This is a genomic window from Planococcus sp. TJ-307, from assembly GCF_058268435.1.
This window is the reverse complement of sequence record NZ_JBZDOJ010000004.1, coordinates 226,485-248,697: the sequence shown is the minus strand read 5'-3', so window position 1 is coordinate 248,697 and position 22,213 is coordinate 226,485. Positions and strand designations below refer to the sequence as shown.

Genomic DNA, 22,213 nt, shown 5'->3' with positions numbered 1-22,213 from the left:
ACCCCCTCAACCAATATTAATAGTTTAGGGGGTAAACCTTCTGAGGTCAAGAAAGAATCGTATTTTCCATAAAAAACCTGTGAACAAAAAGTTCACAGGTTGCGTTTATTCAATATCACGTGTAGCGGTATTGCGAATTTCAGTTCGTCTTGCATAAATATTTTTAGCAATCGTCTTAATCACTGCGTAGACAGGAATTGCTAAAATGATTCCCCACAAACCAGCAATATTTCCTGCCGCTAGAATCAAAGTAATAACCGTCAGTGGATGCACATCGAGCGATTTCCCCATTACGTTTGGGGTGATGAAATTGCTTTCGATTTGCTGTGCAACCAGCATAATAATGGCAACATAGACCGCCATTATCGGATCTTGCACAAGTGCAATAATAATTGCTGGAATGACTGCGATATAAGGCCCGAGGAACGGAATAACGTTGGTCGCCATACCGATCAATGCCAACAGCAAGGCATAATCCAAATCAATGATCAGATAGCCAATCAACAGCATAAGCCCTACAAGGAAACTGACAAACAGTTGCCCTTGGATGTAGGCTCGCAATGTTTCATCGATATCATGCAGAGTTTTGCGAATCCATCCTTTACGCTCTCCGGAAAAGAATCCGGAAACGAATGGAACAAATTTCTTATGGTCGACCAATAGATAGACCAGGAAAAAGGGCACTAAAACCAGGGTGATGACACCAGAAACAAAACTCGTGATAAAGGCTAGAACCCATCCGCCAACATCACCGAGACTGTCACCGATTTGACCGGTCATACCGTTTAACTGCTCTTCAATTGAATCCGGTAGACGATCACGCTGGTCGAAAATATACTGACCGTACTCTTCCACACTCTCAATAATTTCTGGTCCATTATCTACCAGTGCATTGATTTGATCTGTAACAATCGGACCAATCATGACATAGAACAAATAGAAGACTAGGACAATCGCCAGCAGAACAGTAAGGACTGCAGACCATTTCGGAAATTTTTTCTTCATTAGAAAATTTAAAATTGGCCTTGTCAGATAGAACAGGACGCCTCCCAACAACAAAGGAACAAAAATTGTTCCAGCGATAATAAATAAGGGATCAAAAATTCCTTGTACTTCAATAAATAATCGAATAATGACTAAAGCTAGGATAATTCCTACTCCCACTTGAAACCAAAGCTTGTTCGTCAAGCGTTTCACTCCCTTTCTTTCAATAGTATACCCAGTTTATCATGAAAGTATGGTATTATATTTTTTTATGTGACTTTGAAGTTGACGCAAAAAAATGAAACGCTGATATCCAAAACCAGTGATCAAGTAATGGAGGATTTATTCCTATGGACCAATTATGGCTTACAATTAAATTTCTGCTTCTCGGCTTATTTCAAGGACTAACTGAGCCAATCCCTATCTCGTCAAGCGGACATTTATTGATTGCGCAGTATTTTCTGGACGTACAGATTGAAGGAAGTGTTTCCACTTTCGCCTTGCTCGTCAACAGTGCTTCGCTGATTGCAGTATTGATCATTTACCGCGAAGATATCAAACGTCTGGTCGTTAACGGGTTAAAGTACTTTACCGTTAAAAACGCGGAAACAAAGCGCGACTTTATGTTTGTTGTGTACCTTGTAGTCGCAACAATCCCTGCTGCCGTCATTGGTCTTCTATTCCAGGATGCCATTGACGAAAATCTTTCGACCATTGTCACAGTTGGTCTGACCTTAATCGTGACGGGTTTTGGCCTTTGGTGGATCCGCAACATGCGCGGACAGCGCAAAGATGGCAATATGACGATGAAAGATGCTGTCATTATTGGCGGTGCTCAGGCAGTGGCACTTATTCCCGGAATTAGCCGAAGCGGTGCTACAATTGTGGCCGCTATGGCACGTGGCATTAATCAGGAAACCGCATTGCGTTTTTCTTTCCTGTTGTTTATCCCGATCAGTCTGGGCGGTGCGGTCCTCAGCATTACCGATATTGTCAACGATGATAACCTGGCTTCTATGGCCGTCCCTTATATCATGGCATTCCTGGGATCTCTCGTAGCTTCTTATTTCTCACTGAAATGGTTTATGAATATTATGGCAAAAGGCCAGTTAAAGTATTTTGCAATTTACTGCTTTATCGTCGGCCCGCTTGTTGTTTTGGCATGGATCGTATTAAATTAATAAAAGAGACGCCCTTTCATTTTTTGAAAGGGCGTCTCTTTTTTATCGATTGAAAAAATTGGCTGTGTAATAAGGTTGGTTTTCTGCATTGAATGCTGTGCCTATCCCTAAGTATCCAAACTCGGGTTTCACAATATTTTCACGGTGCCCCATGGAATTCATCAGGCCTTCGTGCGCAAAAATGCTGCTATATTGACCATATGCCAAATTTTCACCCGCCACATAAAAATCAATGCCGTCTTCATTCATCCGGTCAAATGGTGATTGGCCGGCAAGGTTCGTATGGCTAAAATACTGATTTTCTGCCATGTCATCGCTGTGCTTCCGAGCTGTAAGTTTTGTCTGTTCATCCCACTTTAACAGTGGCAGACTGCGTTGGATACGAGCAGAATTGGTTAATTCAAAAAGCAGATATTCGTATCCTTCTTTTAAGTCATCGTTCGCTTCTGCATATATTCCAGCCCGCGCACCCTCCAACTCTTCATGGATTACTTGCACAGCAGTAACCGTATCTCCTTCATGAATATCATAAAAAACAGTTGTATAAGTATTTTCGGTTTTGAATACATCGTATTCATCTCCGCTATCGAGTATATATTGAATATTTCCTTTTTGAAGGCTTTTCAGTGGAGTTCCAAGCAATGAACGAACTTCAGTTTTGGTGGAGTCCATCGTAATGCCTTCTGTCGAGGAAATTAAATCTTGATTGGTGAACATTCCATTCACTTTTCCACCTTCATTATACGATAACAGCACATAGTTCTGATAATCCTGATGGTAGCTGTGCCAGTCAGTACCATACTCATTGCGCATCAAACGCAGTGGCATGCCGACCTTTTCCTGCGCTTCGTCCTTATCCATCCCCAACGTGACATTGTGAATTGCAAATAAAGAATCCGTTTCCGCCAGCTCCGGTTTTGCCACAGCCTCCGGCATTTCAAGCGAGCCCGAAGCGATCATAGAACGCAGCTCAGTGCCCACACGCGAAGTAAAATTCCGGGCGCCATCAAATGCTTCGGACACTTCCGGATCTTCGGTGATGTTTTCAATTGTGCGATCGACAGAATCCAAGAAACCTAAATCGACGTATTCACCAACCGGCTCTTCCCAAATCGGGCGCGCAAAAAAGAGCGCCAGCAACAAAACCATCAACCAAAAAACTTTCCGCACATCCATCACCTCTTACCCTACAGTTTAATCGCAAACGCATCATCCACAAAACAAAACGCCTTTGATCAAGAAAAGTGTAGGCTCCCGTGTAGCTCTGCCGGTCATAAGCCATTCTGGCTTATGACCCTAGAATCTGGAAACTGGAGTCTGGACATCAAAAAGCCGAAGCGCATTTAACTCAAAAAGAGGGACCATCACAAATGATGGTCCCTCTTTTAATCAATTAAAACTCTTCTGTAATCGCGGTTTTTTTAGGTGAACTAAACAGCAAGGTAAATACCAAGCCCAGAGCAAATGTTACCAAACTCGTAATGAGCGTGGCTGAATCTGCCGCAAAACCAGGGAATACCACGAATAGAGAACCGATAATCAGACCGATAATCGCTGCGTAAGTAACATAGGTAAAGTGCTCCAATAAGTATTGAATCGCCTTGCTGCTAACAATAAAGCCAACGATAACGCCGGCACCAATAGCCAGCGCAACCGGAATGTTCAACGTAGATAAGGCGTTGATAGCTGTTGAGTAGACGCCCAACAACAACAGAATAAACGAACCGCTGATTCCCGGCAGCAACATTGCCATACTGGCCAGCCAACCAGAGAAAAACAGCATGAAAAACACAGGCACTGTAAGTGAAGTAATTGGTGCCAAATCGTCTTCTGTCGGTATAAAGGCAGTTGCCGCCAATGCTATTCCAATAACCACTAAAATAATCAAATGACGTGAAGTGAAATTCTTTTTAACTTCTGCTTGTTTCATGATGTAGGGAATAACACCAATAATCAGCCCCATGAAGAAAAACTGCGTCGCTTCGTAATGCTGTTCCAATAAATATTCGATAACCCGGCTAAACAACAGCAAGGTTATCACGATTCCAAGACCAAGTGGCACCAAAAACCCTAAATGCTTTTTCCAATCACGGCTGAAAAAGCCACTAATAGATTCTAATAATCGATCGTAGATTCCTAAAATAAAGGCAATTGTACCTCCACTAACGCCCGGGATCAAATCGCTGATGCCCATTAAGATGCCACGGTATATATTCTTCCATTCCATTCGTCTAGTCTCCTTGTTTTTAAAAATCACTTTAATCAGTATAGCATGTGCAAAATGGAAACTCGAGCCTCACTTGGTTCAGCACAATCCTGCAAAAATTAGTCTAGTATCCTTTTTGCTTCTTCCACAATGCTCTGAACAATTTCTGCGGCAGCTACTTCTTGAGTCAGACTTCGAGTGGATTGGCCAGCCCATAATGACATGAATTCAGGATCTTCAGCCTTTACTGCAGCTGCCCGTATGTCTTTGGTGATTGTATTTTGGGAAGGAAAGGGCAAAGGAATGATATTCGTTTTTTCGAATTCTTCAATAAAATGATTTTTGATCCCACGTGCCGGACGCCCTGAAAAGCTTTTTGTGACAACTGTGCTTTCCTCATCACTTTTCAATATTGCCTGTTTATACACTCGATGCGCGCCGGATTCTTTGGAGCTGACAAAGCGGGTGCCGATTTGGACGCCTTGTGCCCCGAGAACAAGCGAAGCGATCAGTCCCCGCCCATCTACAATACCGCCTGCCGCAATCACTGGAACGGTGACAGCATCCACTACTTGCGGTACTAATGACAAAGTTCCGATTTGCGCACCTGTGGGATGCCGATCAAGCGAAAATGTACTGCGATGTCCCCCTGCTTCGCTTCCTTGCGCCACTATGGCGTCGGCTCCAGACGCTTCTGCCTGTTGCGCTTCTGCTACTGTCGTCACCATCGCCACAATTTTAATTTTTCGCTCTTTAGCAATTTTCATTTGTTCAACTGACAGACAGCCAAAAGCGGTACTAATGATAGGCACACCTTCTTCAACACAAATGGCGAACTGTTCTTCGCTCCAATCCGGCGATTGATAAGAGAATTCAACTTCTTCAATTTCCAGCTTCGAACGGAAAGGACTCAGCGCCTTCTGAACTTCTGGCAGGCGGCTAAAATCATCTTTCACTGGTGTTGCAAAGATATTGACGCCAAATGGCTTTTCAGTTGCCGATTGAATTTCTTTAATTGCTTGCCGCAATGCATGGGGGGCCATATAAGCTGCCCCTAAGGTTCCGAGTCCTCCTGATTTGCTGACCTCAACGACCAGTTCTACCGTTGTTGGTCCCCCTGCCATACCTGCTTGAATAATTGGCCAATCAATTTTGAACAATTGACAAATTCCCGTTTCCAATGAAATCACACAAGGTCCCTCCTCGCTTCACTTTGAATGCATTTATTGTTGCTCCAAGTATCCCGTATATGGCAATATACAGCAATAGGGAACTTTCTTATAAGTTGTGGCGTTCCTTATAGTAAGCAAACATGAGAAGGCGGGATTTATTATGAAGGGATTCCTTTCACTTTTGGGCATCACTTTAATTGTTGGAGCATGTGGATTAATCCTTTTCTCTTTCTACGGCAACCCTTTAGAAAAGGTCATCAGCCAGGAAAGAATGTACGCATATACCGAAACGCGCCAGAATGATTTACCGGAAATACCATCGAAAAATCAGGTGACGACTGAAATTCCTGAACAAGCTGCTTTCACCACGACGGCTTTTGCAGCAATTGACAACAGTTGCGACGAAGACTCTTTAAATGATAAAAACCGACTCGAATAACGAGTCGGTTTTTATCATTTAGAAACAACTAGGCGAATGGAATTGCCGGAAGGATCTTTCACTTCCCAGTAATCGTTCAGTTCGGCAATTTCTATTCCTGCGGAGCGCAGGTTGTTGGCCAGTTTTGTGCGTTTTTCACTTTCCAGCATCAAGGTGTAGTAATGCAGGCCAGCCTTGTTTTCGGGCAACGCTGGAATATCCTTGCCATTCCATACATTCACACCGATATGGTGGTGGTATTTCTGGTTAGCCAAGAATAGAGCCTGATCACCCATACTTGCAACTACGTCAAAGCCTAATCCATCCACATAAAAATTTCTGGCTTCGTTTAAGTTGGAAACATGCAAATGAATATGCCCCATCACTGCAGCTGCAGGTAATCCACTCCACGGTTCTCCAGATTTTTGTGCTGCTTCTATTAAGCCTTTGGCGTCAATGGGATCCACTGCCATGGAAACTTCATCGTTGCTCCAGTTCCATTGCTCTGGCTCACGATCGCGGTAAATTTCGATGCCATTGCCTTCTGGATCTGATAAATACACAGCCTCACTGACAAGGTGATCCGAAGAACCAAGCTGAATACCATTTTGATGCAGGTGGACAAGAACTCTTCCTAAATCTTCTCTGGTGGGCAGCAAAATGGCATAATGGTACAATCCGGCATAACGACTTTGTTTTGGTGTAATTCCTTCTGTTGCTTCGAGCTTGAGCAAAGTTTTTCCACCAGCACCTAATTCCACACTACTTTGACCCTCAGAAATCACTTCAAATCCAATTATTTCTTCGTAGAACTTTTTCATTTTATTGATATCCATTACTTTTAATCCTACTTCACCTACGTAAGTTACGGGATGTTGATGAAAGCTCATGCATATACCTCATTCCTTTTAGTTACTTTATGTAACCAATTATATTTATAATACTTAGGACTGTCAAGTAACTTAATTCCTTTAAAGCATTAGCTTTTTATGCTATTATAAATACCAAAGGAGTGAGGAATATGGATACTTCCGTCATTTGTCCCCGTTTTGAGACTGCTATTTCCCTGCTCAGCCAACGCTGGACGGGTTTGATTATTTACCAATTACTATCTGGTCCTCAACGTTTTAGCCATTTAACTGAGATCATCGGTATCAGCGGCCGCCTGTTATCCGAACGATTAAAAAACCTTGAAGCACAAGGGCTTGTCACACGAACCGTCTACCCGGAAACTCCCGTACGGATTGAGTATGCATTGACCGAAAAAGGAATTTCCTTAAAACCGGTCATGGACGAAATCCAAAACTGGTCACAAGTATGGGTAGAACCAACTGAAAGTAGAAAAGTGTAGACAGCCGCTTAGGCCCGACAAGCACTATTATTTTGCGGAAGTTTTTTAAAACCATTCACAATTCAATTGATAAAGCACGATGATTTCCTTGAAACAAACAAGAGCTTATCCAATTTACTGGATAAGCTCTTGTTTTATGTGGTCTGCAATTGCATGATGTGTTTCAAGCCTTCGTGGGCTGTACTGAATATTGGCGTCTTGCTGTCCAATTGGACAATTGACATGGCGAGCTTCGGACTGATGCCAACAAGAATACAAGTAGCCCCAATCAAGCTCAATGTATCCGTCATCATTTGAATCTGATAGCGAACCTGGTTTTCAAATTCTTTAATGCCGCTCAAATCAATCAAAACATATTCGATTTGCTTTTCGGAACATTCCATTAGCACCGTCGCAATCAGTTGATCTGTACGGTTTCTGTCAAAGTCACCGATTAGGGGTAAAGCAATCGTCTTGTCCCAAATGTTAAGAATGGGGATAGATAATTCTTTGATCAACTGTGCATTCCGTTTCTGCTCTTCTGCTTGCATCGTAACATCCATCAGCATGACGATATACCCTTCAGGTTCATCGGCGTTCATAATCGGAGTGACGACAATATCTGTCATAACCTGATCGCGTATGGTAATGCGGGTCCGGTGAACTCCGGTTAGTTTCTGCATAATTTGCTTTTGATGCTGAGGGCGTCCATGGAAATCATCCATGTTCATCCCAATCATCGCTTCACAATCGGCCATGCCATACAGCAGGGCAATATCGTTCATCAAACGGCAGGCTTCAGAATTCATCCATCTGATGGTATACGAACTATCTGCAATGATAATGGTTTCCCCGATTACATCCAGGGCATTCAATAAAGATATATTTTCCGGGATCTTTCCTATAGCTGGCATTTGTTACCACCTTATCTCCTGATTTCCACTTGCTTGTGCCCATCTATTATGCCACAGCAAGACAAAAATTAACCATTCTTTCATAACTTTATTTTATAGATATTGCTGCTTTTTCACGTGCAGTCGAATAGTTTCCATCATATCGGTCGACTGTTTCATTTTTCAGCCAGTAGGTTACCGGGAACAGTTTATCCAAAAAATAACGGTCATGGGAAACCGCGATAATGGTTCCTGGAAATTCACCCAATGCATCCTCCATCACTTCTTTTGCTTCCAGATCGAGATGGTTAGTAGGCTCGTCCAAAATCAGCAGGTTGTGGTTTTGATGCATCAGCTGCGCCAGCCGCAGCCGCATTCGTTCGCCTCCGCTAAGCTGCCGAACCGGCTGAAACACCATATGGCCAAAAAACAAAAATTTTGCCAGCATTGGCCGTGCATCGTATTCTGATACAGCAACAGCATCGCGGAATTCTTCGATGATGGTTCGATCATTGTCCATCTCCAAGGTATGCTGCGACAGGTAGCCGATTGACAAACCACTGCCCATTTTTACGTTGCCAGCATCAGCATGCTCTTTTTCTACTAGCATGTTGAGCAAAGTTGTTTTTCCGGTTCCGTTGGAGCCCACAATTGCCGCGTGCTCTCCATAGCGGATATGCATCGAAACGTCGTGAAACAAAATCCGTTCTCCAAATCCCTTCCAAACCCCATCTAGGAAAACGACGTCTTTTCCGCTTCGTCCATCCAATTTGAAATCCAATGCCATCTGTTTTTTTGCCAACACCGGACGGTCGAGGATTTCAATTCGATCCAACGCCTTTTCTATACTTTTCGCTTGCCGGTGCATTCCTGCATTTGGTGGATTGGCTCGGTTGGCCCACTCTTTCAGCCTTTTGATGGTTTCTTTCATTTTTTGAATTTTCTTTTGCTGATCCTGATACTGCTGGAATTCGATCAGTAAGCGGGCTTCCCGTTCTTTGACATAGTTCGAATAATTGCCGGCATATTGAATCAGATCCCCTTGGTCCAGCTCCCAAATGTGAGTAACGGTTTCATCCAAAAAATAACGGTCGTGGGAAACCAAAACAATCGTGCCTTTGTAGTGGCTGATAAACGTCCCTAGCCACTCAATAGCTTCCAAGTCCAAATGATTGGTCGGTTCATCCAACAGCAGCAAGTCGGGTTTCTGCAAAAGTAATTTTGCCAGACCCACTTTTGTTTTTTCGCCGCCGCTTAAATGTCCCCATTGTTCAAACTTCAGTTGCTTGATTTTCAACCCATTCAGTACTTGATCAATCTTCACATAAATGTCGTAGCCGCCGCGCTGAATAAAATCGTCTTGCACTGTGCCATAGCGCAGCAACAAGCGTTCCAAATCTTTTTGGGAAGCATTAACCATTTGGTGTTCCATCTCTGTCAGCCGTTTTTGAAGAACAATCAATTCCGAAAACACATCGACCATCAAATCCTCGACAGTCCTTTCTTCTTGCTCAGCAGGCGACTGCTCCAACAGGCCGATGCTGCAGTTTTTTTTCCACGTCACAACTCCTTCGGTAGGTTGCAATTTCCCGGCCAACACATTCAGCAAAGTTGTTTTCCCTTCCCCGTTTCTTCCAACAAGACCAATGCGCTGGTCTTGCATCACTTCTCCTTTTATGTGGTTGAATAATTTTTGTGTCGCAAAATGGCATAGTATTTGTTGAAATTGGCTAATAATCATGATTCTCTTCCTCTCCATTGAAGAGACCCATGCACAGCAAAAAAGGCACGCCAGGAGGCATGCCTTTGCTAAAATCCGTTTGCAGGCAGATGTCTCTTACTGGTAATTTTCACTCGATGCAGTTGGCTGAAAAAGGACAGACTTCTCCCGTACAGCTGCTGCAGTGAAAGTGACGCCATGAAGAATGTAGAGATATTCCTGACACTCTGTCATGCGCTTACCAGTTTGATTCATCTTACCCACCTCCTTCGTATATTTCTTATATCATACATTTCATGCAGTTTTCCGTCAATATTTTGACGGAATATTCTTTTTATCTTCTATTCTGCTCAAAATTAGGTATAAATTCCTTGAAATCGGGAATCATGAAAGTAACAGCATTTCATCGGAAGGGGGATCAGTAAATGTCCATGTATTCCAGATTGGCTTTTGACAACGATACCCGAAAAGTAGAAAAAGCGTTAAAAAAGTACGAAGACAAAAAAACAGAAGCATTGGTGTTGCTGGCGGAAATTGACATGCTCGAAAAAATGGAAGGTGTCCAAGATGCAGAGTTATGGAGACGGCAGTCAATGAAGGAAAAGTTGGTAGCAGTAGAACGTCAACGAAAAGGTTTAAAGGAAACCATCACAAATTACGTAGAAAAATACGGCGACCAGGACCTGCATCGCTACACGGAATTGTTGTTGGAACTTGAAAATGACAAAGCAAAATAAAAAACAGGAGTCCTAATGGATTCCTGTTTTTTTATTTTTTCCCCGATGGGTTTCTGCCAATCGACTGAAGGATGTCCCCCATCCATCCTTTTCGTTTCAAATAAAGATACAAAACGAAGGTTGTAACAATGATCACCAGCAGTGCTCCGAAATAACCGAGCTGCCATTTTAATTCAGGCATATTCTCAAAGTTCATTCCCCAAAGAGCACCCCATGCCATGACCGGCGTGAACAACGTGGTAAGAACTGTCAAGGTTTTCATAATTTCATTGCCTCGGTAGTTGGCTACTACATTTTCAATATCCACCATGTTATTGATTTCATCTTCGTATGAATTGACGAGCATGACACAGCGTGCAATGCGGACGGCCATTCGTTGATATTGCACTTCCTCTGTCACACTTTTTCCAAACGTTTCTTCGATAGCCATTTTAATTTCTTGAAACCCCATAATCAGGTGCTTCCATAAGAGAATTTCGTGTCGGACATTTTCAATTTCTTCTAAAGTCTTTCGATTGTTTTTTTCTTTGATTGCCCATAACAAATCATGCAGCCGCTCTTCAAAACTATCTATTTTATGTAAAATGGAAGCTACCATTTCTCCCAGTATAATCATCATCACTTCTATGGAAGAAGAGACGTTTTCCATTTGGAGCAGTACTTCTTCTTTCTCAGCATCTGCATCCTTCTCAAAATCAATTTTGTTCGAGACTAAGACATTGTGAGAAAGATAGAAATGAAAAACTTCGCGCGAGCCTTCAGACTTGGCACTTTGTCTGTAAATCAAGGAGCCCCACAGCGCTTCTTTTCCACTCTCAATTGTGTGTGTATGAAGAATGTTCACCGCAGGATTTTGCGATTTGTCGATCCATTTGAGCATTTTTTCATTTTTCGGTAGGAGTTTGCGGAAGTCATGATCTTCGACGCCTTCCTCCTCATGCCAAACAGCATTTTTGAATGTATATTGGGGCATTATTATTTCTCCTTTCGGCCGTTCAGTACGATGCAAAAGGCAAGCCAGTACTTGGCTTGCCTACTTTTTTTGCTGTGTATTGTCCCTGTATTTTTCATTTGAGTTTTCCTTGTACTCCAGGTCCCTATTCAGCATTGGATCCATGTCCTTTTCAGGCGGCATATTTCGGCGGGGTTCGACTTCTGGAATCAGTTCTTCGCCTTCTTTGCTTTCACGGTCTTTGGTCATCCAAAACACCTCCTTGGACTGTTGTTATACTCCAATTACCCGTTTTATTTTTTTATAATCCAAGAAAACGGTTTTGCTTATTGAACTGCCAGCGATTCAATAAGTGCCGCATCATCCGGATACGCCATCTCCAATTTCTCAAGTTCAGAAATCGGTTTCCAAGCAACCTCTTCGATCCATTCGTCGCCTTCTTGTGTGGTAATTGCCCCACCCATCACTTCCACTTTGAAATAAGTAACTTCAAAGGACACCGCCGAGTCTTCATACTCCCCAGCCCGAACGTTCAATTTTTCTCCTACATGAACTGTTAGACCCGTTTCTTCGAAAAATTCCCGTGCACAACATTGCTCAAGCGTTTCACCTTCCTCAACGCCTCCTGCCGGCACTGTCCACTTCTTATCCTCACCTGGAACACCTTGCAAGACCAATAAGACTTCGTTTTTTTCATTGACGCATACGCCTGCTGCGCCTTTCCAATTCGACATTTCCATGAAATCTCTCCTATAGCCTTTTTCTATGTTAACAGCCTTTTCCACACCTTCTCGACTGTCCGTTCTTTTTACGTTACCACATATCCCAGCCAACTGGGGAAGCTTCCACAAATAATTAAAAACAAAAAAACGGCCTGCCGAAGCAAACCGTTTTACCAGGGGCCTTACTCGGCCTTTTTTCTTTGTTCCTGCTCTAACACTATACCGTGCGTGGCATCCGGCAAACCCAAATCTCCTGAGAACCCATTTGCTCTGTAGAAAGCATCTGCTGAAGAAGAGTCTGTCCGAACCACAAGTTCTCGAAAATGACCATGAGCATCTTTCAGAATCTGCTGCAATAGTTTTGTGCCAATCCCTTGTCTGCGCGCACTTGCCGAAATATAAAATCTCCGCAGCCTGCCAACTCCTTCTTTAGTGGAGTACGGATCTCGATTTAAGCCACCGATTGCTACTAGATGATTGTGGTGGTCCCATACTCCATACAACACTTCCCCCGTTTTATTGAATGTATTGCTACCATCTTCATATTGATCGATGAGCCTTCTCAGAAAACGATAACCCTCTGCTTCACTTTCTTCCACCAGTTTTAAAACTTCCGCTTGGTTTAAGTCTTGAATTTCTTTGATCTCCACTGCCATGTCGCATCCTCCTCATTATGGATATACTTTTCCACTTGCGGATTTCCAGCCAATTGCTTGCTCTTTCAGTGTATAGCAGTTAGGATTTGATTGCCAATAAATATCAGAATTTTCTTTTAATAAATAAAAAAAGACTGCTGTAATAATATGCAGTCCTTTTTACAAAACAGTATCTTCGATTGCTGACTTTCGGTCTTCCGTTTTTTTGATAATGAAAATACTGGCTTCATAAAGACCCGCCATTGGAATTAAAACCAGCAGTTGGCTCAGAAAATCCGGTGGAGTGATCAAGGCCGACACAATCGCCAGTACAAGATACGACCACTTTCTGACTTTTTTCATTGAAACGGATGTCAGTACCCCAATAGATGATAAAAACAAAGCAATAATCGGCATTTCAAAAAGCAATCCGAGCGGAACCGTTGTCATAATCAAAAAGTGAATGTATTCATTTGCAGAAATCATGACATCAAAATTCGCCATTCCCAACCCGATTAAAAACTGAAAGCTCAGAGGATTAACGATGAAATATCCGAAAGCAATCCCCAAAACAAATAACAAAAACATGACCGGCGAATAAAGGCCTAAAAAACGCGCTTCTTTTTCTTCCAAGCCTGGTTTCACAAATTGCCAAATGAAATGAATCAAAAATGGCAGCGACAATCCTAAAGCCAGCGTCGCAGATATGGACGTATAAAATTTAACGACCTCTAAGGGGCCTAAAATAACCAGGTTATTGCCTTTAACAATGTAAGGAAACCAAAAATTTAAAGTTGAAAACACAACCAGCAAGAAAAACAGGAAAACAAGCGCGCTTTTAATGAGCTGCTTCCGCAATTCTCCTAAATGGTCAACTAAAGTTTCCACTTGTAAAGCCGGTTCCTCTGCCGGTGGCTCAGGCTCTCTAACAGGAGGCACTGGAACCCTTTCCGCAGGCTTTTCTGGCTGCGCCGCTTTTTTACGCAATGGACTTGTTAAGTTTCTGTCTCCATACGGATCCATCTAACCACCTTCATAGCTTTTCAGATTTTTTAAGATCCTTGTCTTCGACGGTTTCTTTCTTTACTGTTTCTTCATCGTCATCGTCCATGAGACCCTTAGTTGAACGCTTAAATTCAGAAAATGTTTTTCCAACCGCTCCGCCGATTTCCGGAAGTTTTTTCGGTCCAAAGATGATTAAAACAATCACTAAAATGATGATCAATCCTGGTACACCAATTGAAGCTAATCCACCCATATGATTTTCCTCCTTTATTAAACAAGTGATCCGCCTTCACGGCTATAGCGAATTATTCCTTCAGCACAGCGATAAGCCAATGCCCCGACAGTACCCGTCGGGTTGTAGCCGCCGTTGTGGGCAAAGTTGCCTGCTCCTATAACGAACAGATTTTCAGCATCCCAATGTTGCAGGAAGTTATTAACTACGCTGGTAGCTGGATCGGCTCCCATAATAGTCCCTCCCGTATTGTGGGTAGTTTGGTAAGGAACGATATCGTAATCAGAAATAGGACTTCCAGCTACTACTGTATTTGCACCCATTTCCTGCATGATTTCGCCAGCTCTTTCCGTAAGGTAACTGTGAAGCGCACGATCCTGATCAGTAAAATTGTAAGTCAATTGCAGCAACGGAACGCCATAAATATCTTTATAAGTACTATCCAGCGACATATAATTGTCTCTATGAGGCATGGAAGCTCCCTGTCCGCCAACATTTAAAGTTCTAGTGTAGTTTTCAATTGATGCTCGTTTAAAATCCGCTCCCCAGGAAGGGGTATCCGGTGGAATCGGATTGTGCAAGATTGGCCGCAAGCCGGTCTGGGTCATGGATAAACTGGCTCCGTGTATAAAGTCCAAATCCGCATGGTCGAAAGAATCTCCATTAAAATCATCAACAGTCATTCCAAGAGCTCCAGCACCCATAAAGGTATTCATTTGTTCTTCGAAGAAACCGGACGCTCCGGGAAGAATCTGGTACGCATAGTTTTTCCCAAGTGTTCCTTGTCCGGTTTCTGGATCGTACTGCTCACCAATTTGGGACACCATCAACAACTTGGCATTGTTCAACATATAACTTGTCAAAACAACGACATTTGCCGGCTGGATAAATTCCTCAAAAGTTTCTGTATCATAATAGCGGACGCCTGTTACACGATCGCCTTCTTTCATGACTTCAACCACGTTGGCATTAAATTTGATTTCGTAATTGCCTGTTTCTCTGGCAGTTGGAACGACGGTGATTTCCGGCGAGGTCTTCGCCCCATATTCACACCCAAAGCGTTCACAAAATCCACAGTATTGGCATGCATTGATTTGCTGGCCATCCGGATTTTCATAAGCTTCGGACAAATTGGCGGATGGCATCATGAACGGCGATAACCCTAAATTCGAAGCTGCTGTTTCAAAGCGCTGCAACAGCGGCGTCTTCTTCATTGGCGGTGTCGGATAAGGACTTGAACGCTGGCCCCAAAATGGATTATTATCTTCTCCCGAAATACCGGCAGTTTTTTCAAACCGATCAAAATATGGCTCTAGTTCATCATAGGTAATCCCCCAATCCTGAATGGTATATTCAGGGGGCAGTTTATTAGCCCCGTATTTTTCATCCGTCATGGTTTTAATCTGGAAATCGTAAGGAAGAAAACGCCAATTCTGACCGTTCCAGTGCGTTCCGGATCCGCCCAGCCCTTCTCCCAATAAGAAAGATCCCATTTGGCGCATTGGCAACGCACGTTGCTGACGACTATTACGGAACGTAATCGTTTCTCTCGATAAGTCTTGCATCAATTCATAACGAATGGCATAGCGATATTCATCATGCACAATGCTAAAATCTTCCGTGCCCCGCTCACGACCGCGTTCGAGCCCCACAACACTCAGCCCTTCTTTTGCACATTCAGCGGCAATGATTCCGCCTGTCCATCCGACACCTACTGTTACAACATCTACACTATCCAAAGTCGTCACCATATAAGTTCCCCCTTTTCGATTAATGCTCCATGCCCAATGATTGAGGTTCAATTTCTACAAAATCTTCACTTTCGATCTCGTTAATATAAGCTGCTTGGTGGCCGGGGAAGTTTTTCATACGCCAACCATCCATATTGTGATTGCCGCCATAAATAGGATCTGCATAAGCCCCTTCAAGGGTGGCCTGTCTTAGGAGCCTGAAAAAGAACTGAGCGGTGGTACCTCTCATCTGAATCTCATCTTCTTGGAACGCTGTCAGAATTTCATCCATCTGTTCGCCTTCCAAATCAACAAAGTTTGCGTTAAAACGGCTTTGTGCTTCCTGCTGCATCAGCTGAATACCTTGTCGAAACATTTCATTTCTCTTGAGTCGGCTTTGGTAGCCCTGTGTAGCCTCGCCTTCATAGAAAGGCGGCTGCATATATTCTTTTGAATTTTCGCCGTAACTGCCTGCCAGCTGCTGGTCAATAAAATAGGATACCCCTAAACCGATAGCTCCAGGACCAAGATCATCCTCAGGAAAAATACGCTCGGTGGCTTGATTTAAGATTTCAAATTCTGCGTTATTCTTAAAGAAAGTCAGCCCGCGTACCCCGCCGGCTGCACCCATCGACTCCTCGGGCGTTCCAGGCTCTGCAGTTGATGCAGTATCCTGCTGATTGGTATTGGCGCCGATCAAGCCGCCAATAATTCCTCCGCCAATCAATGCGCCTGTTGCAATGCCAGAGGTTTTCAAAAAATCACGGCGTGAAAAATTCTTCTCTTTTTTTGCCATCTTGCTGTCCTCCTTCTGAGTAAAGAAAATTCTGAATATTTCATACTATACCCCTTTCTATGTTTATTAGCCATAACTTTAAAGAAATTTATGACATTCTTATTAAAAAAATAAAAGGCGACTTCTGAGTTTTTTCAGAAATCGCCTTTTATTTATGAGCATAAAAAAGCCAAGGGAATGAACACCTCGGCTGTGTAGCATCGTACTATTAGTTTAAGACTTTAATTGTGATGTCTTTACGGCCCCATTGTAGAGCTGCATCTTGCGATGGAATGAAGACATCAATTTTGTTGCCTTTGATTGCGCCGCCAGTATCACCAGCGATTGCTTCTCCGTAACCTTCAACCCATACTTTAGAGCCTAATGGAATTACTGAAGGATCAACTGCGATTACTTTTTGGTTTGGATTTGAACGAAGGTCAATTCCAGTTGCTGTAGTTCCTGAACATCCTATGCAATAAGCTGTATAAGCCGTAGCAGAAACTGTCATTGTTTTACCAGACTGCGTTGAAGCTGCTGTTGGAGCTTTTTCTGCAGGTGCAGCAGCTGGCGCTGGAGTCGGTGCAGGTGCTGCTGATTTGGCTGGTGCCGATGCTGCTGCAGTTTTCGCTGGTGCTTTTTCTGCTGCCGCTGTTCCGCCTTTAACAACCAATTGCTCACCCGGATAAATCAGGTGTCCAGAAACGCCATTCCAGCTCATTAAGCTGTCCAATGAGATTCCGTTTGCACTAGCGATTTTGAATAATGTGTCTCCAGCTTTTACTGTATATGTTGAGTTGTCCGCTTTTGGTTCTGATGTTGCTTGTCCATCAACTTTAAGTTCTTGGCTTGGCAAGATCAGATCTGAGGATAAGTTGTTTAACCCTTTTAAAGTTTCTACTGATACGTTCTTATCTTGTGAAATTCCCCAGAGAGTATCTCCTGATTGAACTGTATACGATGATGCACTAGCTGACGTAGCTGCTCCCACACTTAAAGCTGCGATTGCAGTTAGTGTAACGATTTGCTTTTTCATAAATTGAAATTCCTCCTTTTCACTAACAAGAACGATCATAACACCTCCACATTTCAGGAACATGACAGAACGTCAGATAGAACATAACAATTGCATGACACGAAAAACTCTTTTATTACATGTTGTAATAAAACTGACAACTCGTTATCCATCTTCGAAACTTTTAGAAAACTTTCTGTCTTTCTCTACACCATTAAAGAGGGGAAGTTGTGTTGAAAAGCGATATAACGACGCTGATTTACCAGCCCAAATCAATATCCTCCTTTTTTAGTAAGAAATTATATCTAAGCAGTTTATCTCCCATCCATTAGGGAATATTAAAAAGTTATTTGTAGAATTGAAAGGGGGAAATCGCTTGAAAAATGTCACAATAGTTTTTTGGATTTCATTTATGATTTGTGTGGGTGCAGTTACTTGGGGATTGGCTTCACCTGAAGGATTTAAAACGCAGACAGGCCAGTTAACAGCTGCAATATCCAGCACATTCGGCTGGTATTATCTCCTGACAGTCTTTCTAATTTTGATTTTCTGTGTATATTTGATCTTCTCTAGATTTTCTAATTTAAAATTAGGCAAACCGGATGATAAACCAGAATTTTCGCTGGTATCATGGTTTGCCATGTTGTTCAGCGCTGGAATGGGGATGGGACTGGTTTTCTGGACAACAGCTGAACCGATTTCCCATGCCTTTATCAGCGCTCCTCGATCTGAACTTGGGTCAGATCAGGCAATTCAGGAAGCCATGCAATTCTCTTTCTTCCATTGGGGATTACACGCATGGGCCATATACGGAATTGTTGCACTCGTTTTGGCTTACTTTAAGTTTCACAATGATGCACCTGGGTTGATCAGTGCCACATTGATTCCTTTATTCGGCAAAAAATTGATGGCTGGACCACTCGGTATCCTGATTGATACCTTGGCTGTTTTCGCGACTGTTATCGGCGTAGCCTCAACGCTTGGTTTCGGTTCTGCCCAAATGAATGAGGGGATCTCCTTCCTATTTGGCACACCGAATACATTTGCTTTCCAAATGTTGATCCTGGGTGTTGCTACTGTTCTTTTCATTCTTTCAGCCTCTTCCGGTATCGGACGCGGCATCAAGTACTTGAGCAACATCAATATGGTTCTTGCTTTTGTTCTGCTTTTGCTGTTATTGATCGTTGGACCGACACTTTATATTTTCAACTCATTTGCCGATGCCATCGGCGGATATATGAACAATTTCTTCTCCATGAGCTTTAACCTTGAGCCAATTAATGAGGAACGTCGGGCGTGGGTAGATGGTTGGACCGTCTTTTATTGGGCTTGGTGGATTTCGTGGGCACCATTTGTCGGAATCTTCATTGCGCGTATTTCCCGCGGACGGACAGTCAAAGAGTTTATGCTTGGCGTCCTGCTAGTACCATCTTTGGTATGTTTCATCTTTTTCGCCGTATTCGGTGTTTCTGCATTGAATCTTGAACAAAACGGCATTGCGAAAATTTCCGAATACAGTTTAGAGACTGCAACATTTGGTGTTTTGCAATATTATCCTCTTGGAACTTTATTATCGATTATTACGCTGCTGGTTGTTGCGATTTTCTTCATTACATCCGCAGATTCAGCGACGTTTGTACTCGGGATGCAGACAACTGGCGGCATGTTGAACCCACCAATTTTAGTCAAGATCACATGGGGACTTATCCAGTCTGCTGTTGCTGCTATTGTTATTTATACCGGCGGCACACAAGGACTGCAGAATGCCTTGATCATCGCAGCCTTGCCATTTTCTGTCGTCATTATTTTAATGGGCGTTTCCTTCCTCAAGGAAGCTTCTCGGGATCCATTGGTTAAAAAAAATAAAAGACATTAAAAAAGATCCGGCACATTTTCATGTGCCGGATCTTTTTATATTATTTAAATACGCTGGTACTGTGTAATGGCTGAACTTTAGATTTTGGATCCAGGTAAGATTTTGCGTTGTTGATGGCCGTCGGCGCTTCACCAAAGCCTACCGCAATCAGTTTAACCTTACCTTCGTAAGTTGCAATGTCACCTGCTGCATAGATGCCCGGAATGCTTGTTTCCATTTTGGAATTAACGATGACTGAGTTTTTATCCATCTCAAGTCCCCATTCCTTAATGGCACCTAGTGACGTAATATTGCCGTAGTTGACGATTACGTGATCCACATCAAGGCGTTCTTCATTGCCTTCTTTATCGATCAATACAAGTTCGCTGACTTGTCCGTTTTCACCAACCAGCTCTTTCACGCCATATGGTTTTTTTACTTCTACTTTGGATTCCATCAACGTATCGATATTGGCTTCGTGAGCTGTCATTTTGTCTCTGCGGTGGCTCAATGTCACATGGGATGCTACATTTTCAAGCATCATTGCCCAGTCAACTGCAGAATCGCCGCCCCCTAAAACCACTACTTTCTTGTCGCTGAAAACTGCCAAGTCCTTAACGCCGTAATGAAGGGTCTTGCCTTCAAAAGCTTCGCAGCCATCGACAGCAAGTTTACGCGGCTGGAATGCACCAACGCCTGCAGTCAGCAGAATGGCTTTCGTGTAATGCAACCCTTTGTCTGTTTGAATGACAAAATGATCGTCGTGGCGCTCAGCTGCTGTAACAGTTTCTTCCAAGCAAATTTCAGGATCGCCGTATTTCGCTTGCTGTACCAAGTTGTCCACCAGGTCTTTCGCCAGTACTTTCGGAAATCCACCAACATCGTAAATAAACTTATCCGGATACAGTTCAGTCAACTGGCCGCCAAGCTGTGGCAGGCTGTCCAAAATCTTTACTTTCATTTTGCGCATACCACCGTAAAAGGAAGCAAACAGGCCAGTTGGCCCGCCGCCGATAATTGTAATATCAAAAACTTCGCGTTCTTCCATTTATAACACTCCTAATCTAATCAATATCTATATCCTATCATATCTACCATAGATTCACGCCATTGGACTTATGGCGGAAATTAAAAATAATAAAAGTTTGAATTATCAGTCTCTATTCCTTAAACTGAGGAATGGATGGGTTAAGAAAGGATGAGCGCTAATGGATTTAGGAATCAAGGAAAAAGTAGTAGTGGTGCTGGCTTCAAGCAAGGGTCTGGGCAAAGCGACGGCACTTGAATTTGCCAAAGAAGGGGCAATTGTCATCATTTCAAGCCGCAGTCAACAATCGCTGGATGCTGCTGCTGCTGAAATAAAGGAAGCCTCCGGAAACCTGCAAGTGCACGCGCATGTTTGCGACGTTTCCAAAGAACAGGATATACAGAAATTATTCCAATTCGCCTCTGATCAGTTTGGCCGAATCGATGTGTTAATTAATAATACCGGCGGTCCAAAAGCAGGCGGATTTGACACAATCGCAGATGCCGATTGGTACCAAGCATTTGACCAAAATTTGCTGAGCTATATCCGAACCTCACGCACGGTACTTCCTTATATGAAGAAACAGCAATTCGGACGCATTATCAACATTTCATCTTCTTCAACAAAAGAAGTAATCGACGGCTTGATCCTGTCCAATACTTTCCGCGCAGGAATGGTCGGATTTGCGAAAACATTGGCCCGTGAAGTAGCGAAAGACAATATTCTGGTCAACACTGTGGGGCCCGGGCGATTCAGCACAGACCGCGTAGCTGAACTGGATCAAATTGCTGCAGACAAACAAGGCGTTTCGATTGAACAAATCATTAAAAACAGCAAGGCAAGCATTCCTGCTGGCCGCTACGGAGATCCCGAAGAATTCGCGAAAGTCATTGTTTTTCTCGCTTCCGCAGCCAACTCCTATCTGACGGGCCAGTCCTTGGTTATTGAAGGTGGTTCATTAAAAGCACTGTAATGTGCCAAATGATTATACAGCCAAGCGAAAAATCGATATACTGGGAAATGAACCAATTATAAAGGAGATGTTTTTAGAATGGCGAAAAAAGGACACATCCACATGGAAAACGGCGAAATCATCGAATTCGAACTTTTCCCGAACGAAGCACCCAACACAGTTGCAAACTTTGAAGAGCTTGCAAACTCAGGCTTTTACAACGACGTAACATTCCACCGCGTAATTCCTGGCTTCGTAAGCCAAGGCGGCGACCCAACCGGCACTGGTGCTGGCGGAAGCGGCAAAACAATCAAATGTGAAACAGATGGCAACCCGCATAAGCACCAAGCTGGAAGCTTATCAATGGCGCATGCCGGCAAAGATACTGGCTCAAGCCAATTCTTTATCGTTCACGCACCACAGCCACACTTAGATGGCGTTCACACAGTCTTCGGACAAGTGACTTCAGGCGTAGAAGTTGCCAAAGCAATGAGCAATGGCGACAAAATGACGAAAGTCCACGTTTTTGACGAAGAATAAATCTCTATAAGCTTAACCGGCCTGGATCTCGATGATCCAGGCCGGTTTTTGTTTGTTTTTGAAAAATACGATCCGTTGAGCGTGAAATACGGTCCGCAACAGGACAAATACGATCCATAACAAGCTAAATAC

At 43.2% G+C, this 22,213-nt stretch carries 25 protein-coding genes; 7 read left to right on the top strand and 18 right to left on the bottom strand.

The genetic code is table 11. The features are described from left to right. Positions 1–105 precede the first annotated feature (105 nt). Positions 106–1,188: an AI-2E family transporter gene (locus AC4EHK_RS15135; protein ID WP_490979622.1), complete on the bottom strand. Its 1,083-nt coding sequence runs from the start codon at positions 1,186–1,188 to the stop codon at positions 106–108. A gap of 146 nt (positions 1,189–1,334) precedes the next feature. Here AC4EHK_RS15135 and AC4EHK_RS15130 point away from each other — a divergent pair, with 146 nt between their 5' ends. After that, a complete protein-coding gene (locus AC4EHK_RS15130; protein ID WP_490979621.1) occupies positions 1,335–2,165 on the top strand; it encodes an undecaprenyl-diphosphate phosphatase in 831 nt (276 codons plus the stop codon). 42 nt (positions 2,166–2,207) lie between these two features. Here AC4EHK_RS15130 and AC4EHK_RS15125 read toward each other — a convergent pair whose 3' ends face one another. From AC4EHK_RS15125 to AC4EHK_RS15115, 3 genes are all read right to left on the bottom strand, one after another. Beyond that, positions 2,208–3,341, bottom strand: coding sequence for a CAP domain-containing protein (locus AC4EHK_RS15125; protein WP_490979620.1), 1,134 nt, complete (start codon positions 3,339–3,341; stop codon positions 2,208–2,210). 217 nt (positions 3,342–3,558) lie between these two features. Then, positions 3,559–4,392, bottom strand: coding sequence for a DUF368 domain-containing protein (locus AC4EHK_RS15120; RefSeq protein ID WP_490979619.1), 834 nt, complete (start codon positions 4,390–4,392; stop codon positions 3,559–3,561). A 98-nt stretch (positions 4,393–4,490) separates the two neighbouring features. Beyond that, positions 4,491–5,561 carry an NAD(P)H-dependent flavin oxidoreductase gene (locus tag AC4EHK_RS15115; RefSeq protein WP_490979618.1) on the bottom strand — a complete coding sequence of 357 codons (1,071 nt, stop codon included), beginning with the start codon at positions 5,559–5,561 and terminating at the stop codon, positions 4,491–4,493. Between the two features lie 142 nt (positions 5,562–5,703). Between AC4EHK_RS15115 and AC4EHK_RS15110 the strand changes: the two genes are divergently transcribed. Next, a complete protein-coding gene (locus AC4EHK_RS15110) occupies positions 5,704–5,982 on the top strand; it encodes a hypothetical protein (RefSeq protein WP_490979617.1) in 279 nt (92 codons plus the stop codon). Between the two features lie 14 nt (positions 5,983–5,996). Here AC4EHK_RS15110 and AC4EHK_RS15105 read toward each other — a convergent pair whose 3' ends face one another. Further along, positions 5,997–6,851 (bottom strand): VOC family protein, encoded by an 855-nt coding sequence (locus AC4EHK_RS15105; protein ID WP_490979616.1) that lies wholly within the window; start codon positions 6,849–6,851, stop codon positions 5,997–5,999. Between the two features lie 131 nt (positions 6,852–6,982). On the opposite strand from AC4EHK_RS15105, the gene AC4EHK_RS15100 reads away from it, so the two are divergent. Beyond that, positions 6,983–7,312: a winged helix-turn-helix transcriptional regulator gene (locus AC4EHK_RS15100; protein ID WP_490979615.1), complete on the top strand. Its 330-nt coding sequence runs from the start codon at positions 6,983–6,985 to the stop codon at positions 7,310–7,312. Between the two features lie 134 nt (positions 7,313–7,446). Here AC4EHK_RS15100 and AC4EHK_RS15095 read toward each other — a convergent pair whose 3' ends face one another. The 3 genes from AC4EHK_RS15095 to AC4EHK_RS15085 all read right to left on the bottom strand — a co-directional run bounded on the left by AC4EHK_RS15095 (position 7,447) and on the right by AC4EHK_RS15085 (position 10,159). Continuing rightward, positions 7,447–8,205 carry an STAS domain-containing protein gene (locus tag AC4EHK_RS15095; protein ID WP_490979614.1) on the bottom strand — a complete coding sequence of 253 codons (759 nt, stop codon included), beginning with the start codon at positions 8,203–8,205 and terminating at the stop codon, positions 7,447–7,449. 88 nt (positions 8,206–8,293) lie between these two features. Continuing rightward, complete coding sequence (gene abc-f / locus AC4EHK_RS15090; RefSeq protein ID WP_490979613.1) at positions 8,294–9,925, bottom strand: ribosomal protection-like ABC-F family protein; 1,632 nt, start codon at positions 9,923–9,925, stop codon at positions 8,294–8,296. Between the two features lie 96 nt (positions 9,926–10,021). Further along, positions 10,022–10,159, bottom strand: a complete 138-nt coding sequence (locus tag AC4EHK_RS15085; RefSeq protein WP_490979612.1) for a hypothetical protein — start codon at positions 10,157–10,159, stop codon at positions 10,022–10,024. Between the two features lie 170 nt (positions 10,160–10,329). On the opposite strand from AC4EHK_RS15085, the gene AC4EHK_RS15080 reads away from it, so the two are divergent. Next, positions 10,330–10,641, top strand: a complete 312-nt coding sequence (locus AC4EHK_RS15080) for a hypothetical protein (RefSeq protein ID WP_490979611.1) — start codon at positions 10,330–10,332, stop codon at positions 10,639–10,641. Positions 10,642–10,672: 31 nt separating this feature from the next. On the opposite strand, the gene AC4EHK_RS15075 is transcribed toward AC4EHK_RS15080, so the two are convergent. The 9 genes from AC4EHK_RS15075 to AC4EHK_RS15035 all read right to left on the bottom strand — a co-directional run bounded on the left by AC4EHK_RS15075 (position 10,673) and on the right by AC4EHK_RS15035 (position 17,728). Further along, a complete protein-coding gene (locus AC4EHK_RS15075; protein WP_490979610.1) occupies positions 10,673–11,614 on the bottom strand; it encodes a magnesium transporter CorA family protein in 942 nt (313 codons plus the stop codon). 60 nt (positions 11,615–11,674) lie between these two features. Then, positions 11,675–11,842: a hypothetical protein gene (locus AC4EHK_RS15070; RefSeq protein WP_490979609.1), complete on the bottom strand. Its 168-nt coding sequence runs from the start codon at positions 11,840–11,842 to the stop codon at positions 11,675–11,677. Positions 11,843–11,919: 77 nt separating this feature from the next. Then, positions 11,920–12,333: an NUDIX hydrolase gene (locus AC4EHK_RS15065; RefSeq protein ID WP_490979608.1), complete on the bottom strand. Its 414-nt coding sequence runs from the start codon at positions 12,331–12,333 to the stop codon at positions 11,920–11,922. Between the two features lie 164 nt (positions 12,334–12,497). Next, positions 12,498–12,971 carry a GNAT family N-acetyltransferase gene (locus tag AC4EHK_RS15060; protein ID WP_490979607.1) on the bottom strand — a complete coding sequence of 158 codons (474 nt, stop codon included), beginning with the start codon at positions 12,969–12,971 and terminating at the stop codon, positions 12,498–12,500. Between the two features lie 159 nt (positions 12,972–13,130). After that, positions 13,131–13,973: a twin-arginine translocase subunit TatC gene (gene tatC / locus AC4EHK_RS15055; RefSeq protein WP_490979606.1), complete on the bottom strand. Its 843-nt coding sequence runs from the start codon at positions 13,971–13,973 to the stop codon at positions 13,131–13,133. 10 nt (positions 13,974–13,983) lie between these two features. Then, positions 13,984–14,208 (bottom strand): twin-arginine translocase TatA/TatE family subunit, encoded by a 225-nt coding sequence (gene tatA / locus AC4EHK_RS15050; protein ID WP_298832818.1) that lies wholly within the window; start codon positions 14,206–14,208, stop codon positions 13,984–13,986. Positions 14,209–14,225: 17 nt separating this feature from the next. Continuing rightward, entirely contained in the window at positions 14,226–15,938 is a 1,713-nt protein-coding gene (locus tag AC4EHK_RS15045; protein ID WP_490979605.1) for a GMC family oxidoreductase, read from the bottom strand. Positions 15,939–15,957: 19 nt separating this feature from the next. Beyond that, positions 15,958–16,713: a gluconate 2-dehydrogenase subunit 3 family protein gene (locus AC4EHK_RS15040; protein ID WP_490979604.1), complete on the bottom strand. Its 756-nt coding sequence runs from the start codon at positions 16,711–16,713 to the stop codon at positions 15,958–15,960. Between the two features lie 208 nt (positions 16,714–16,921). Continuing rightward, positions 16,922–17,728 carry a 3D domain-containing protein gene (locus AC4EHK_RS15035; protein ID WP_490979603.1) on the bottom strand — a complete coding sequence of 269 codons (807 nt, stop codon included), beginning with the start codon at positions 17,726–17,728 and terminating at the stop codon, positions 16,922–16,924. Positions 17,729–18,083: 355 nt separating this feature from the next. Here AC4EHK_RS15035 and AC4EHK_RS15030 point away from each other — a divergent pair, with 355 nt between their 5' ends. Next, positions 18,084–19,583 carry a BCCT family transporter gene (locus AC4EHK_RS15030; RefSeq protein ID WP_490979602.1) on the top strand — a complete coding sequence of 500 codons (1,500 nt, stop codon included), beginning with the start codon at positions 18,084–18,086 and terminating at the stop codon, positions 19,581–19,583. A gap of 40 nt (positions 19,584–19,623) precedes the next feature. Here the strand turns inward: AC4EHK_RS15030 and AC4EHK_RS15025 are convergent, their stop codons facing one another. Next, entirely contained in the window at positions 19,624–20,610 is a 987-nt protein-coding gene (locus tag AC4EHK_RS15025) for an NAD(P)/FAD-dependent oxidoreductase (protein WP_490979601.1), read from the bottom strand. Positions 20,611–20,770: 160 nt separating this feature from the next. Between AC4EHK_RS15025 and AC4EHK_RS15020 the strand changes: the two genes are divergently transcribed. Beyond that, positions 20,771–21,562 (top strand): SDR family oxidoreductase, encoded by a 792-nt coding sequence (locus AC4EHK_RS15020; RefSeq protein WP_490979600.1) that lies wholly within the window; start codon positions 20,771–20,773, stop codon positions 21,560–21,562. A 78-nt stretch (positions 21,563–21,640) separates the two neighbouring features. Next, positions 21,641–22,081, top strand: coding sequence for a peptidylprolyl isomerase (locus AC4EHK_RS15015; protein WP_490979599.1), 441 nt, complete (start codon positions 21,641–21,643; stop codon positions 22,079–22,081). Positions 22,082–22,213 lie beyond the last annotated feature (132 nt).